Annotated in this window: 13 protein-coding genes and 1 pseudogene; 5 read left to right on the top strand and 9 right to left on the bottom strand. The window is 69.3% G+C overall.

What is annotated here, in order from left to right; genetic code table 11:
* Positions 1–15 precede the first annotated feature (15 nt).
* Entirely contained in the window at positions 16–330 is a 315-nt protein-coding gene (locus tag ABIE67_RS34700; RefSeq protein ID WP_370265359.1) for an ArsR/SmtB family transcription factor, read from the bottom strand.
* A 102-nt stretch (positions 331–432) separates the two neighbouring features.
* Between ABIE67_RS34700 and ABIE67_RS34695 the strand changes: the two genes are divergently transcribed.
* The 3 genes from ABIE67_RS34695 (at position 433) to ABIE67_RS34685 (ending at position 1,878) form a co-directional block, all read left to right on the top strand.
* A complete protein-coding gene (locus ABIE67_RS34695) occupies positions 433–741 on the top strand; it encodes a three-helix bundle dimerization domain-containing protein (RefSeq protein WP_370265358.1) in 309 nt (102 codons plus the stop codon).
* Between the two features lie 48 nt (positions 742–789).
* Positions 790–1,209: an arsenate reductase ArsC gene (locus ABIE67_RS34690; protein WP_370265356.1), complete on the top strand. Its 420-nt coding sequence runs from the start codon at positions 790–792 to the stop codon at positions 1,207–1,209.
* Between the two features lie 108 nt (positions 1,210–1,317).
* On the top strand, positions 1,318–1,878 hold the full coding sequence (locus ABIE67_RS34685) for a hypothetical protein (RefSeq protein ID WP_370269730.1): 561 nt from the start codon (positions 1,318–1,320) through the stop codon (positions 1,876–1,878).
* Positions 1,879–2,251: 373 nt separating this feature from the next.
* On the opposite strand, the pseudogene ABIE67_RS34680 reads toward ABIE67_RS34685, so the two are convergent.
* The 3 genes and pseudogenes from ABIE67_RS34680 to ABIE67_RS34670 form a co-directional block, all read right to left on the bottom strand.
* A pseudogene (locus ABIE67_RS34680) lies at positions 2,252–2,577 on the bottom strand (DUF4263 domain-containing protein); the annotation flags it as partial.
* A gap of 454 nt (positions 2,578–3,031) precedes the next feature.
* Positions 3,032–4,360: a class I SAM-dependent RNA methyltransferase gene (locus ABIE67_RS34675; protein WP_370265354.1), complete on the bottom strand. Its 1,329-nt coding sequence runs from the start codon at positions 4,358–4,360 to the stop codon at positions 3,032–3,034.
* A gap of 137 nt (positions 4,361–4,497) precedes the next feature.
* On the bottom strand, positions 4,498–6,546 hold the full coding sequence (locus tag ABIE67_RS34670; RefSeq protein ID WP_370265352.1) for an APC family permease: 2,049 nt from the start codon (positions 6,544–6,546) through the stop codon (positions 4,498–4,500).
* A 526-nt stretch (positions 6,547–7,072) separates the two neighbouring features.
* On the opposite strand from ABIE67_RS34670, the gene ABIE67_RS34665 reads away from it, so the two are divergent.
* A complete protein-coding gene (locus tag ABIE67_RS34665) occupies positions 7,073–7,744 on the top strand; it encodes a TrkA family potassium uptake protein (RefSeq protein WP_370265350.1) in 672 nt (223 codons plus the stop codon).
* Complete coding sequence (locus ABIE67_RS34660) at positions 7,744–8,421, top strand: TrkA family potassium uptake protein (RefSeq protein WP_030051450.1); 678 nt, start codon at positions 7,744–7,746, stop codon at positions 8,419–8,421. The genes ABIE67_RS34665 and ABIE67_RS34660 overlap by 1 nt, the downstream gene beginning before the upstream one ends.
* A 73-nt stretch (positions 8,422–8,494) precedes the next feature.
* Here the strand turns inward: ABIE67_RS34660 and ABIE67_RS34655 are convergent, their stop codons facing one another.
* The 5 genes from ABIE67_RS34655 to ABIE67_RS34635 form a co-directional block, all read right to left on the bottom strand.
* Entirely contained in the window at positions 8,495–9,271 is a 777-nt protein-coding gene (locus tag ABIE67_RS34655; protein ID WP_370265348.1) for a DUF3159 domain-containing protein, read from the bottom strand.
* 3 nt (positions 9,272–9,274) lie between these two features.
* On the bottom strand, positions 9,275–9,673 hold the full coding sequence (locus ABIE67_RS34650) for an OB-fold nucleic acid binding domain-containing protein (RefSeq protein WP_370265347.1): 399 nt from the start codon (positions 9,671–9,673) through the stop codon (positions 9,275–9,277).
* A 77-nt stretch (positions 9,674–9,750) separates the two neighbouring features.
* The gene (locus tag ABIE67_RS34645) at positions 9,751–10,467 is read right to left on the bottom strand and encodes a response regulator (RefSeq protein WP_370265345.1); all 717 of its coding nucleotides are present in this window, start codon (positions 10,465–10,467) and stop codon (positions 9,751–9,753) included.
* On the bottom strand, positions 10,461–13,037 hold the full coding sequence (locus ABIE67_RS34640; protein ID WP_370265344.1) for an ATP-binding protein: 2,577 nt from the start codon (positions 13,035–13,037) through the stop codon (positions 10,461–10,463). Before ABIE67_RS34640 ends, ABIE67_RS34645 begins: the two co-directional genes overlap by 7 nt.
* Before the next feature lie 227 nt (positions 13,038–13,264).
* On the bottom strand, positions 13,265–14,431 hold the full coding sequence (locus tag ABIE67_RS34635; protein ID WP_370265342.1) for an alginate lyase family protein: 1,167 nt from the start codon (positions 14,429–14,431) through the stop codon (positions 13,265–13,267).
* Positions 14,432–14,487: the final 56 nt, after the last annotated feature.

Genomic DNA, 14,487 nt, shown 5'->3' with positions numbered 1-14,487 from the left:
GCCGTAAGGCGGTGATCAGGGGCAGGACCGCTTGACGTTGTTCTCGGCGGTGGCGCGCGCGGTCTCCGCCAGGTCGGCGAACTGGCCCGCGAGGGCGGCGATGACGTCGGGCTTGAGCCGGTAGTAGGTGAACCGGCCACACGGCTCGGTCTCCACGACCCCGGCCTCGCGCAGCACCTTCAGATGGTTGGAGAGGTTGGTCTGCTTGGCCCCCGTCTCCTCGATCAGGTGCGTGCTGCAGAGCGTCTCCCGGGCGAGCAGGATGACGATCTGGAGGCGGAGCGGGTCCGCGAGAACCCGCATCAGATCAGTGTCGACTGACGTCATCATGGACTGATACTCTCACATCAGCCCAAGCTGATACCAGCCCGGACTGAACCCTGGGGCCCGCATCCCCACACCCGTGGGGCCCACGCCCCGAAGGGGATTCCCATGACCGCATCCACGCCCCCCGTCCTGCCGGACGAACGACTGGCCTCCGACATCGCGAGCCTCGCCCTGCGCTACCGCGGGCACTTCTCGCCGGAGACCATCCAGCGCCTCGTCATCGACTCCTACGAGCGTCTCGCCGAGCACGCCCGCGTCCGCACCCACCTGGTCGTGCTGGCCGAGCATCTGGCCACCGAGCGCCTCGACGCGCTTGCCCACATCCAGGGCGCCCCGATCGCCATGGTCCGCGGTATCCGCGACGAGATCGACGCCCACATCACCGAACTGCTCGACTCGCTGGCGAGCACCTGAACCCCGTACCCGAACAACACTCCTGATCCGCTCACGAAGGAAGAACCCATGTCCTCCAGTCCGCTCGCCTCCGTGCTGTTCGTCTGCGTCCACAACGCCGGGCGCTCGCAGATGGCCGCTGGCTTCCTGACCCACCTCGCGGGCGACCGGATCGAGGTCCGCTCCGCCGGCTCCATCCCCGGAGACCAGGTCAACCCGTCCGCGGTCGAGGCGATGAAGGAGGTCGGCGTCGACATCTCCGCGGCCGAGCCGAAGATCCTGACCACCGAGGCCGTCCAGGCGTCCGACTACGTCATCACCATGGGCTGCGGCGACGCCTGCCCGATCTTCCCCGGCAAGAAGTACCTCGACTGGGCCCTGGAGGACCCGGCGGGCAAGGGTGTCGAGGCCGTCCGCCCCATCCGGGACGAGATCAAGACGCGCATCGAGGCCCTGATCGCCGAGATCGATGCGCAGCAGGAGGCCTGACTCCAGTGACTGACGGAACCGACAGCACCGGCAGAGACGGCACGGCCCGGCCACCTGACCGCGCTCCTGCTCGAAGAGCTCCGGGTCGCTCAACAGCTGTCTGAACCGTTGGAGTTGCGCCTTGCGGTTGCTGATCAGCCGGATGCCTTCTTCCGTGAGGGCACCGCCGACAGCGGTCCTGACGGCTTCGAGGAGCGTAGTGCGGTCCTGGCCGACCAGGAAGGTGATGACCTTCCAGAAGTTCTCGTGGACATCGCTGGTGTCGACAAGCGCCTTGACGATCGGTGGGGCTTGGGTGTCGGGAATCGCCTCCGTGGCCGGCATCTTCGCAGCCTTGGTCTTGTCCTTCTTCCACAGTTTGGTCCTGGGCGAAAGGACGCCGTCCTTGTTGATGAGGGTGACGTGGCACAGCGTGGCCACCTGCGGCCGGTCGTCGAGGAGGAATTCTGTGATCAGACGACTTCTGCGGGTGTCGTAGAAGTAGGGAAGTCCGGTGCCACGGATCTCAAGGCCCGAGAAGTCCTGCCGTGTGACGTCGAACTCCGGATTCAGCAAACCGATGTGGAGACGCCGAGCGATGGGCGGATCGGGCTCGGCCGTCTGGTTCCTCCAGTCCGGCGGGACAGCCGGCAGGGGCCCTGTGCCGCCTTCGACCACGAGGGAGACTGAACATCTTCGCGCTGGACCCTGGTGAGCACGGATTCCAGCCGCTGCCACATCGCGTCGGTGACCGCTGCTGTGAACGCGGCAGCAACACGCGATCCACGGTGAGGACGGCCTCGTACGTATCGTTCGTCCATCGGTCACCGGGCATGGGGTCGTAGATGCCACCGTCACGGCGCAGCGTCAGGGCGGTCGCGCGGAGCAGGTCGCGGGCCACCTCCTCGCCGTCGCGGTCCAGGAGGCTGTACGTCAGCCCGAGAACGAGGTCGAGTTTGCCGGTGTCGTCGTCTGCGAGCGGCAGCGAGACCACGGGGCCAGTGGGCTGTGTGGGAACCGCCTTGTAGATCGGCCGCCCCGACAGGAACTCAAAGGCGCGGAAAACCCAGCCGTCCGGCCCGAGGAGGCGGTTCAGCTCCTCGACACGTCGGGATGACTGGTCGACATCGGGCTGTACCTCTGGATGAACGAGCCGCGCCAGGAAGGCGAGAAGCACGTCATCTGGGCCATCGACAGTTGGAAGCGTGGGTCGCCGAAGACCCGGTCATCCGGCAGGTCCAATGGATTGTTGACTCGGTGCTGGACCATGTCACCACGCGCCGTCGTGAACCGGGAGTCCGTGGAGGCCGGCCCGTCCAGGTCGTACAGGCTCTCCAGGAAGTCGATCTCGTCGAGCCGCCCCCACCAAGGGCCGCCCCGGCCGCGCAACTAGTCAAAAATGTCACGTCGCGTCACCGCCGTGATCCTCGGTGTGCTTTGCGATACCAACAAGGGTTCGGCCTGAGTCATGACCCCAGGATGAGCGTACGTCGACTCGCACGGAGGGCTATTGGGGACACTTGGATCTCTCGGTTCAAGCGAGTGGCGGCGTCATCCAGGTCTCCAACGTGGCGAGGTCTGTCGCTGACGCTCGCCCAAACCGGCGTGCTGCACCCCGCGTCGATCTGACCGATCTGTGTTCCAGCCGCCATCCGTCGGCCAACGCAGGGGCCCATTTTCGCTGAAGAGCCACCCGTTCCCCCGTCGCTACAGGCGACCTGGCCAGCACCCTCAACACACCTGACACCCCATCAGAAGAAGCGTCAAATGAGCGTCATTTCAGCGTCAAGATATCGCCCGTCACGCCCACACCGCACATAACGCGCACGCGCAAAACCCCAGGTCAGGAGCCCTTTGCCGCAGGTTCAAGGATCGCGACGCACTCCACATGATGCGTCATCGGAAACAGATCGAACGCCCGCAACATCCGCACCCGGTACCCCCCGTCCCGGAAGTACCCCAAGTCCCGCGCCAACGCAGCCGGATCGCAAGCCACATAAGCGATCCGCCGCGCCCCCAACGACGCAAGATGCGCGACCGTGTTCCGTCCCGCCCCCGCCCGAGGCGGATCCAGCACGATCAGGTCCACCTCGGTGATACCCGTACGCGGCAGCACCGCCTCGACCTTGCCCTGCTCGATCCGGACCCGCTCGAAGTCGGCCAGGTTGTGCCGGGCGTCCTCCACCGCGCGCTTGCCGGACTCGATGCCGAGGACCGCGCCCTTGTCGCCGAGGCGGTCGGCCAGGGCGCCGGCGAAGAGGCCGACGCCGCAGTAGAGGTCCAGGGCCATCTCGCCCTTGCGGGGCAGCAGCCCCTGCATGACGGCCGTCACCAGGGTATCGGCCGCCTTCGGGTGGACCTGCCAGAAGCCGCCGCTGCCGACGCGGTGGGTACGGCCGTCGGCGCGTTCGCGGACGAAGGGGCGGCCGTGGACCCGGTGGGTCCCGCCGTCCTTCTCGCCGACCCGCATGACCGAGACCGGCCGGTCCAGTTCCACGATCGGCAGGCGCGCGCCCGGCTTCGGGGTGAGGATCACCTGGCGGTCCTGCGAGCCCGTCGCCGCGATGGCCTCGACCCCCGCCATGCCGGTCCAGTCGCGCTTCTCGATGCCGAGTTCACTGACACCCTCGGCGGCGATCATGCAGTGGTCGATCGGCTCCACCTCGTGCGAGCGGTGCCGGCGCAGGCCGGCGTGGCCGTCGGCGTCGACCGCGTACTGCACGCGCGTGCGCCACTGCGGCACCTGTCCCGCGGGCAGCTTGTCGCCCTCGGCGGGCATCACCGTGCCGTCCCAGCCGACGTCCTCCGGCGTCAGTCCGGCGAGTCGCTGCAGCTGCTCGGCGATGACCTCGCCCTTCAGCCGGCGCTGCGCCCCCGGCTTGGCGTGCTGCCAGTCGCAGCCACCGCAGCGACCGGGGCCGGCGAAGGGGCAGGGGGCCTCGATGCGGTCCTTGGCGGCGGACAGGATCTCCACCGCGTCGGCGCGCAGGAAGCGGTCGCCCTCCTCGCCCTCGGTCACCCGGGCCACGACCCGCTCGCCGGGCAGTGTGTGCCGGACGAACAGCACCTGGCCGGCCTCGGTGCGGGCGATGCAGTGCCCGCCGTGGGCGACGGGGCCGATCTCGACCTCGTACTCCTCCCCCACCAGCGACTTCTTCTGTTCTGCCTGCATGGTGGGGTGACTCCAGATCGAGAGGGGTGACGGCACGGCCCGACCGGCGGTTCGGTCGAGGACCCGAGGCTGTCGAGGGCCCGAGGCCGACAACAGCCCACCAGTCTACGGGCTCCCGACAGCGCGCCCCGCCCGCGTCAGCGCTGGGCGTCCGGCTCCTTCGCCCGCTCCTGGGCGGGACCCCGCCGTACCGATCCCGGCGCGTTCCAGTCCTGCCGCTTGCGGGCCCTGGCCTTGGCGACCTCGGACGACTGGAGCTGGTAGGGCACGGAGGTCACCATGATGCCCGGCGTGAACAGCAGCCGACCCTTCAGCCGCAGCGCGCTCTGGTTGTGCAGCAGGTGCTCGTACCAGTGGCCGACGACGTACTCGGGGATGATCACGGACACGGCGTCGCGCGGGGACTCCTTGCGCACGCCCTTCACGTACTCGATGATCGGCCGCGTGATCTCGCGGTACGGCGAGTCGAGCACCTTCAGCGGGACGTCGATCCCGCGCCGCTCCCACTCCTCGCGCAGCGCCTTGGTCTCCGCCGGGTCGACGTTGACGCTGAGCGCCTCCAACGTGTCCGAGCGCAGCAGCTTGGCGTAGGCCAGGGCGCGCAGGGCGGGGCGGTGGATCTTGGAGACCAGGACGACCGAGTGCACGCGGGACGGCCGTACGCTGTCGTCGCTCGGGCCCTCGGGGGCGGCGAGTTCCTCGGAGACGTGGTCGTAGTGACGGCGGATCGCCGTCATCGTGCCGTAGAAGATCACCATGCCGAGCAGGGCCACCCAGGCGCCGTGCGTGAACTTGGTGACGAGCACGACGATCAGGACCAGGCCGGTGAAGAAGGCGCCGAAGGTGTTGATCGCGCGGGAGCGGACCATGCGGCGGCGCTTGGCCTGGTCCTTCTCGGTCGCCAGGAGGCGGTTCCAGTGGCGGACCATGCCGGTCTGGCTGAGCGTGAAGGACACGAACACGCCGACGATGTACAGCTGGATCAGGCGGGTGGAGTCGGCGCCGTAGATCCACACCAGGAGCATGGCCGCGCCGGCCAGCAGCACGATGCCGTTGGAGAAGGCGAGCCGGTCGCCGCGGGTGTGCAGCTGGCGCGGCAGATAGCGGTCCTGGGCGAGGATCGAGCCGAGCACCGGGAAGCCGTTGTAGGCGGTGTTGGCGGCAAGGAACAGCACCAGGGCGGTGGCCGCCGCGAGCACGATGAAGAAGAAGCTGCCCTTGCCGAAGACGGCCTCGGCGACCTGGGTGATGACCGGGTTCTGGACATAGCCGGAGCCGACCGCGACGCCGTCCTTGATCAGGTCGACGGCCGGGTTCTCGGCCATGCGGACCTTGGTCACCAGCGCGAGCACGATGATGCCGCAGAACATGGTGACGGCCAGCAGGCCCATCGCCGCGAGCGTGGTCGCGGCGTTCTTCGACTTGGGCTTGCGGAAGGCCGGGACACCGTTGGAGATCGCCTCGACACCGGTGAGCGCGGCACAGCCGGAGGAGAAGGCCCGCAGGAGGAGGAAGACGAGCGCGAAGCCCGCCAGGCCCTCGTGCTCCGGTTTGATCTCGTACGACGCCGTGGGCGCCCGCATGGTGTCGTCCAGGACCAGTCCGCGGAACGCGCCCCACGCGATCATGATGAAGACGCCCGCGACGAAGACGTACGTCGGGATCGCGAAGAGGCTGCCGGACTCCCGGACGCCGCGCAGGTTCATCACCGTCAGCAGCAGGATCACCGCGACCGCGCACTCGACCTTGTGCTCGACCACGAAGGGGATCGCGGAGCCGAGGTTCTCGATGCCGGAGGAGATGGAGACGGCGACGGTCAGGACGTAGTCGACGAGCAGGGCGCTCGCGACCGTCAGGCCCGCCTTGGGACCGAGGTTGGTGGTCGCCACCTCGTAGTCGCCGCCACCGCTGGGGTAGGCGTGCACGTTCTGCCGGTAGGAGGCGACCACGGTGAACATCAGGACGACGACCGCGACCGCGATCCAGGGGCTGAAGTGGTACGCCGACACGCCCGCGATGGAGAGGACCAGCAGTACTTCTCCGGGCGCGTATGCCACGGAGGACAGCGGGTCGGAGGCAAAGACGGGCAGTGCGATGCGCTTCGGCAGGAGCGTTTCCGCCAGCCGGTCGCTGCGCAGCGCGCGCCCGATCAGAATCCGTTTGGGCACGTCGGTCAGTTTGGACACAACAGAGAATCGTAGGCCCCCCTCCTGGGAGGGAGCACATCCGGGTGAAATCGCGCGCGGCGCCGGGGTGAATTCCGTGGTCCGTACGCGCCGGGCGGCGGCCCGGGCGACGTCCACATGCCTCCATGACCTGCGTAACTGCGGACCCGCACCCCTGCGTCAGTACGCTCATCACATCCGGGAGACCTCATGTCGCAGACGACCGCTCAGCTCGTCGGGGCCCTCGTCTCGCTCGCCGGACTCGGCCTCCTGGCGCTCGCCAGTCTCCGCAGCTTCACCCGCCGCTGAGGGGTCGTACGGGACACCCGACTCGCTGGTCGGTGTGTCAGAGCCGGACGTTACGGTGGACCGAGGCACACGTGAGTCCACGATCCGTACCGCGAGGGATCATCACCGGCATTCCCCGGCATGATGTTGCCCAGCGGTCCGGGACCGGCCCGCGCCTGTTGCCCGGCGAACCGAGAGAAGGATATGAGCACCACGTTCACGCAAGTCAGACGCCTAACGAGGAGTGCGGGGTAAGACCGTGCACATCGTCATCATGGGTTGCGGAAGGGTGGGTTCCGCTCTTGCCCAGACCCTGGAGCAACAGGGGCACACGGTCGCCGTCATCGACCAGGACCCCACCGCGTTCCGCCGGCTGGGCCCCGGGTTCGGAGGCCGCCGGGTCACCGGCGTGGGCTTCGACCAGGACACCCTGCGCGAGGCGGGCATCGAGGAGGCGGGCGCCTTCGCCGCCGTCTCCAGCGGTGACAACTCGAACATCATCTCCGCGCGCGTGGCCCGCGAGATGTTCGGCGTGGAGAACGTCGCGGCACGGATCTACGACCCCCGTCGCGCCGAGGTCTACCAGCGCCTGGGCATCCCCACCGTGGCCACGGTCCGCTGGACGGCCGACCAGATGCTGCGCCGCCTGCTGCCCTCAGGGGCCGAGCCGTTGTGGCGCGATCCCACCGGTGGCGTCCAGCTCGCCGAGGTGCACGCGTCGGCGGCCTGGGTGGGTCACAAGATCAGCAGGCTCCAGGAGGAGACGGGCGTCCGCGTGGCGTTCCTGACCCGGCTCGGTGAGGCGATCCTGCCCACCTCGCAGACGGTGCTGCAGGAGGGCGACCTGGTGCACGTCATGATGCGCGCCGACGAGGTCGACAAGGTCGAGGCGGCGTTCGCCAAGGGTCCCGAAGAGGAGGGCGGTCACTGATGAGGGTCGCCATTGCCGGTGCCGGCGCGGTGGGTCGCTCCATCGCGGGCGAACTGCTGGAGAACGGCCACGAGGTCCTGCTCGTCGACAAGGCGCCGACCGCCATCTCGGTCGAGCGCGTCCCGCAGGCGGAGTGGCTGCTGGCCGACGCCTGCGAGATCACGTCGCTGGACGAGGCGGCGCTCCAGCGCTGCAACGTGGTGATCGCCGCGACGGGCGACGACAAGGTCAACCTGGTCGTGTCCCTGCTGGCGAAGACGGAGTACGGCGTCCCGCGCGTCGTGGCCCGCGTGAACAACCCCAAGAACGAGTGGCTGTTCAACGAGTCCTGGGGCGTGGACGTGGCGGTCTCCACCCCGCGTCTGATGTCGGCCCTGGTCGAGGAGGCGGTGAGCGTCGGCGACCTGGTCCGCCTGCTCCGCTTCAGCCACGGCGACGCGAACCTCGTGGAGCTGACCCTGCCGGAGGAGTCGGCCCTGGCCGGCACCCAGGTCGGCGACGTCGAGTGGCCCCAGGACACGTCCCTGGTCACCATCATCCGCGGCACCCGCGTCCTCACCCCGTCCCGCGAGGACTCCCTGGAGGCCGGCGACGAGCTCCTCTTCGTGGCCGCCCAGGCGCGCGAGGAGCAGCTGGAGGACCTGCTGTCGGTCCGCCGCGAAGACACGGCGAGCTGAGCCCTTCCGGGCTCACGACGACGACGGAGGGCGCCCTGTACACACAGGGCGCCCTCCGTCGTCGTACGGAAATCTAGGTGTCGCGGCGGTGCCGCCCGCCCGCGGCCTCCTCGCGCTCCGCGGCCGACGCCGCCTGGCGTTCCTCCTCGGCCTTCTCGGCCGCCTCCATCTCCGCGAACACGTCGATGGGCGCCGGAGCCTTCGCCAGGAACACCCACGTCAGCCATACGGCCAGCAGGAACGGCGGGATCTTCAGCGCGACCAGCACCCAGCCCAGCTGCGTGGTGTCCGCCCACCAGTAGAGCGGGAAGAGGATCGCGCACTTGGCCAGCAGGATCGCGCCCCACGCGTAACTGGCCTTCGCGTAGGCCTTCTTGCGGCCGGGGTTGCGCTTACGCCAGGAGAGGTTCTCCTTGAACACCGGCCCGAGGATCAGCCCGATCAGCGGCACACCGCACAGGGTGGTGATGATGTACGCGAGCCCCAGCCCCAGCGTGTAGAGCATGCCGGGCAGATAGAAGTCCTTCGCGTTGCCGGTCATCATCGCGAACACGACACCGAAGGCGACGCCGAAGACACCGCTGAACGCGTGCTTGACGGTGTCCCGCATCACGAGGCGCACGACCACGAGCACCAGGGACACCACGAGCGCGGCGATCGCCGAGAGGTGCAGGTCCTTGTTGATCGTGTAGATGGTGACGAAGAGCAGGCCGGGCAGCACCGTCTCGATCATGCCGCGCATGCCGCCGAAGGCCTCGAACAGGGCGGCCTCGGTCACCGCCCGGGCGTCGTGCTCGGCGTCTGCGGTGGTGTCGGTGGTGTCTTCAGTCGGCTTGTCGAGCGACGTCACCGGCTACTCCCGTCCGAGGGGTCTCAGTTCGTATTTCGGGTTGAACAGCACGCGGCGGCCCCGGCTCATGGAGATCCGGCCCGATGCGATCAGCCGGCGCCCCGGCTCTATCCCGACTATGGAGCGCCTGCCGAGCCACACCACGTCCAGCGCGGCGGAGCCGTCGAACAGCTCGGCCTCCAGGGCCGGAACGCCCGCGCGAGGCCGCAGGGTGACCGTGCGCAAGGTACCAGTAACCGTCACTATCTGTCGGTCGCGACAGTCACCGATCTTGATACAGCCGGCCGTCTCGGCGTCCTCTCGCAGCTCCTCGGACTCCAGGTCCTCCTGCGACGAGGAGAGCCGGTCGAGCATGCGCCGGAACCGGCCCACCGACTTTTCGGAACGAGGAACAGCAGTCATGTCTTGAAGCCTACCGGGGTGCACCGACACTCTCGTACCCCTGGTACCGACCCCCGAACCGACGCCCTGCGACCAGCTCATTTCTCGAACCGGTAGCCCATCCCCGGCTCGGTGACGAAGTGCCTGGGATGCGACGGGTCGGCCTCCAGCTTCCTGCGCAGCTGGGCCATGTAGACCCGCAGATAGTTCGTCTCCGTCCCGTACGACGGCCCCCACACCTCCTGCAGCAGCTGCCGCTGGCTGACGAGCCGTCCCGTATTGCGGACCAGCACCTCCAGCAGATGCCATTCCGTGGGGGTCAGCCGTACGTCCTTCCCGCCCCGGTTGACCTTCTTCGCGGCCAGATCGACGGTGAACTCCTCGGTCTCCACCATCACGTCGTCCTCGCCGCCCCCGGTGGGCTCGGCCCGGCGGACGGCGGCCCGCAGCCGGGCCAGCAGTTCGTCCATGCCGAAGGGCTTGGTGACGTAGTCGTCCGCGCCCGCGTCCAGCGCCTGGACCTTCTCGTCGGAGGAGTGCCGGGCGGAGAGCACCAGGATCGGCACCCGGGTCCAGCCGCGCAGCCCGCGGATCACCTCGACGCCGTCCATGTCGGGCAGACCGAGGTCGAGGACGACCACGTCGGGGTGGCGGGTGGCGGCCAGTTCGAGGGCGGTGGCCCCGTCGTGCGCCGCGTCGACCTCGTACTTGCGGGCCTTGAGGTTGATCACGAGGGCGCGCACGATCTGCGGCTCGTCGTCGATCACCAGAACCCTCGTGGGGGCCTGGGGGGTCCCCCCGGTCGGGCTCAGCATGTGGTCTGCCTTTCTGCGTCCACGGGGTGCCCCTCGGGCGCGCCCCCCTCTTCGAGAAGCTCCGCGCGCGATCCCGCCGCCCGCAGAGTGAGCACCATGGTGAGGCCACCGCCCGGCGTGTCCTCGGCGTTCAGCGTGCCCCCCATCGCCTCGGCGAAGCCGCGTGCGACCGCGAGCCCGAGGCCCACTCCGGCGCCGCGCGGGGCGTCACCGTAGCGCTGGAAGGGCGCGAAGATACGTTCCTTGGCGTCGTCCGGGACGCCCGGCCCGCGGTCGACCACCCGGACCTCGACCCGGTCCGCGATGGCGCTGGCGGACACGAGGACCCTGCTGCCGTCCGGGCTGTACTTGACGGCGTTCTCGACCAGGTTGGCCACCGACCGCTCCAGCAGCCCGGGGTCCACGGCGACCATGGGCAGCGTCTCCGGGATGTCCAGCTCGGCGCTTCCGTCCGGCACCCCGCCCAGCGCCATCGGCACCACCTCGTCGAGGTCGATCTCCCGGATCAGCGGCGTGACCGTGCCGGTGTGGAGCCGGGACATGTCGAGGAGGTTCCCGACCAGATGATCCAGCCGGTCGGCACCCTCCTCGATGCCCGCCAGCAACTCCGCCTCGTCCTCCTCCGACCACGCCACGTCGTCCGACCGCAGCGAGGAGACCGCGGCCTTGATGCCCGCGAGGGGCGTGCGCAGGTCATGGCTGACGGCGGCCAGCAGCGCCGTGCGGATGCGGTTGCCCTCGGCCAGCTCCTTGGCCTGGTCGGCCTCCTCCTGGAGCCGGCGCCGGTCCAGGACGACCGCGGCCTGGGCGGCGAAGGCGGCGAGCACCCGGCGGTCCTCGGCGGGCAGCACCCGGCCGGTCAGGGCGAGGGCCATGTGGTCGCCGACCGGTACGTCGACGTCCGCGTCCTCCGGCCGCTGCGGCGCCCGTCCCTGGCCCACCGCGCCCGCGCGCGTCCATGGGTCGACGTCACTGGTGCGCTCCAGCAGGGCCGCCGAGTCCATGGCAAAGGTCTCGCGGACCCGTTCCAGCAGCTCCTCCAGGCCGGTCTCGCCGCGCAGCACGTTGCCGGCGAGGAACGAGAGGATCTCCGACTCGGCGCGCAGCCGGGCCGCCTGGTGGGTGCGGCGGGCGGCGAGGTCGACCACGGAGGCGACCGCGAGGGCCACCAGGACGAAGACCACGAGCGCCAGCAGGTTCTTCGGATCGGCGATCGAGATGCGGTGCAGGGGTGGAGTGAAGAACCAGTTGAGCAGCAGCGAGCCGACCGCCGCCGAGGCCAGTGCGGGGTAGAGCCCGCCGAGCAGGGCCGCCGCCACCGTCAGGGTCAGGAACAGCAGCATGTCGTTCGCGAGGCCGAGGTCGGCGTCGATGTGAGTCAGGAGCAGGGTGAGCAGCACGGGGCCGCCGACGCCGGTGAACCAGCCCCAGAGGATCCGGGACCGGCCGAGCCGGGCTCCCCGGGCCACGGGCAGTCCGCGTCCCTTGGCGGCCTCCTCGTGCGTGACGATGTGCACGTCGAGGTCGGGGCCGGAGTCCCGGGCGACGGTCACGCCCACGCCCGGTCCGAGGACGTACTGCCAGCTTCGGCGGCGCGAGGATCCGAGGACGATCTGGGTGGCGTTCACGCCGCGCGCGAAGTCCAGCAGGGCGGCCGGGATGTCGTCGCCGACGACATGGTGGAACGTTCCGCCCAGGTCCTCGACGAGGGTGCGCTGGACGGCGAGCTCCTTCGGCGAGGCCGAGGTCAGCCCGTCGCTGCGAGCGATGTAGACGGCCAGCACCTCACCGCCGGCGCCCTTCTCCGCGAGCCGGGCGGCGCGGCGGATCAGCGTCCGTCCCTCGGGCCCGCCGGTCAGCCCGACCACGATCCGCTCCCGCGAACCCCAGATCTTCGACACCCGGTGATCGCTGCGGTACTGCTTCAGATACTCGTCGACCCGGTCGGCCACCCAGAGGAGCGCCAGCTCGCGCAACGCGGTCAGGTTGCCGGGGCGGAAGTAGTTGGAGAGGGCCGCGTCGACCTTGTCCGGCTGGTAGACGTTGCCGTGCGCCATCCGCCGCCGTAGCGCCTGGGGCGACATGTCGACCAGCTCGATCTGGTCGGCCCGGCGCGCGACCTCGTCCGGCACGGTCTCCTGCTGCCGTACGCCGGTGATCGACTCGACGACATCGCCGAGGGACTCCAGGTGCTGGATGTTGACGGTCGATATCACGTCGATCCCGGCGGCGAGGAGTTCCTCGATGTCCTGCCAGCGCTTGGCGTTGCGCGAGCCGGGGATGTTGGTGTGGGCGAGTTCGTCGACGAGAGCGACCTGTGGACGCCGCGCCAGGACGGCGTCCACGTCCATCTCGGTGAAAGTGCTCCCCCGGTGATCAAGCGGCTTGCGCCGGATCTGTTCGAGCCCGTGCAGCATCACCTCGGTACGCGGCCGCTCGTGGTGCTCGACGAAGGCCACCACGCAGTCGGTGCCGCGCTCGATGCGGCGGTGCGCCTCGGAGAGCATCGCGTACGTCTTGCCGACGCCCGGTGCCGCACCGAGGTAGATCCGAAGCTTGCCGCGTCCCATGGTCCTCATTGTGTTCCGGCCACTGCTGCCTACGCAGCGTCGACCTTACGGCCAATAATCGCGACAAATGGGGCCGGGTGCGGTGGCGGGAGCGTCTTTGACGCAACTCTGACGCTCCCGCCGGGGCGTCGTGGTGCTCGGTCGTGGGGCTCTGTCGTGGGGCTCTGTCGTGGGGCTCGGTCCTGGGGCTCGATCCTGGGGCTCGATCCTGGGGCTCGATCCTGGGCTCAGCTGGGGTTGTCGCCGTGGGTCAGGGTCTCCCAGGCCACGAAGAGGTTGTTGCTGCCGGCCGGGCGGTTGCGCTCGTTCAGCGTCTCGGTGTTGGTCATGGCGTGGCCGAGACGGTTGGCCAGGGCGTTGTGCCCGACCTCGGTGACCGGCCCGAGCCCGCGCTTCAGCGAGCCGCCGCACAGCCAGCCGGGCACGGCCTCACCGAGCTCGTACCTCGCCTGGAACCCGAGCGCGTGCCGCAGCCGCTCACCGACGTCGGTGCCGTAGAGGTCCTGCCCCTGGATCCGGCTGGTCTCCGCGACGTGCGCGATGGCCGAGATGCCGTACCCGGTGTGGGTGAGGTCACGGCAGGTCTCCTGGGTGAGGCCGGTGACGAAGGTGCCCTGTCCCTGCCAGTAGTTGACGATCTTCTCGCGGGTGTTGAGGTTCTGGCTGGGCACAGTCGTCGGCAGGTCGCCGTCGGAGGACAGGTAGACGTAGGCGGCGGTGCGGGTGCGGAACTTCGCCATGGCCTGGTCGTACGACGCCTTGTCCTCCAGGAAGACGGAGATGCCGACGGCGGCCTCCATCATCGACAGTTCCCAGTTCCCGTTGGAGTTGGAGCCGTTGATGATCTCGGGCAGATAGACCGTGCGGAGCATGGTGGCGAACCGGCCGGAGTTCGCCCAGTTCCCGGTGTACGTGTACTTGATGATCTCGGCGGCCCGGGGCCAGGAGGAGCCGGCCCAGCCCGTCTGGAGGGGCGCGTTGCTGTTGGTGTGGTCCCTGATCACCGCGGACCAGGCGTCCATCAGCTCGATGGCCTTCTTCGCGTGCCGCTCGTCGCGGGTGACGTACCAGGCGAGGGCCTGGGTGTAGGCGGCTATCGCGTCCTCGCGCTCGTCCGTGCAGCCGTAGTCGGGGTTCGAGTACGAGCCGCACTCGACGACCGCGCGGGGCTTGGGGGTGCGGTTCAGATCGGCGTACTTGCTCGCCATCATCCGGTCGAAGGCGCCCTTCCAGGGCTGGGCGCCGGCGTTGACCTTGGAGCGGGTGAAGTCCAACTGCCCCTTGGAGACGGTGACTCCGGGGTGGACGAAGGTGGTGGGGGCGGCACCGGCGGGCCAGGCCAGGACACCGGCGACGAGGGCGGCCGCGGCCGCGAGGAGTGCGGTTCTGCGCATGCGTGGGGGGCCTTCCGTTCTCGTATATGAACGTGAAGCGCCTTTATGAACAGACG

Origin of the sequence: Streptomyces sp. V4I8, from assembly GCF_041261225.1 — a bacterium.
Taxonomy (GTDB): Bacteria; Actinomycetota; Actinomycetes; order Streptomycetales; family Streptomycetaceae; genus Streptomyces.
This window is presented reverse-complemented; position numbering and strand designations above follow the sequence as displayed.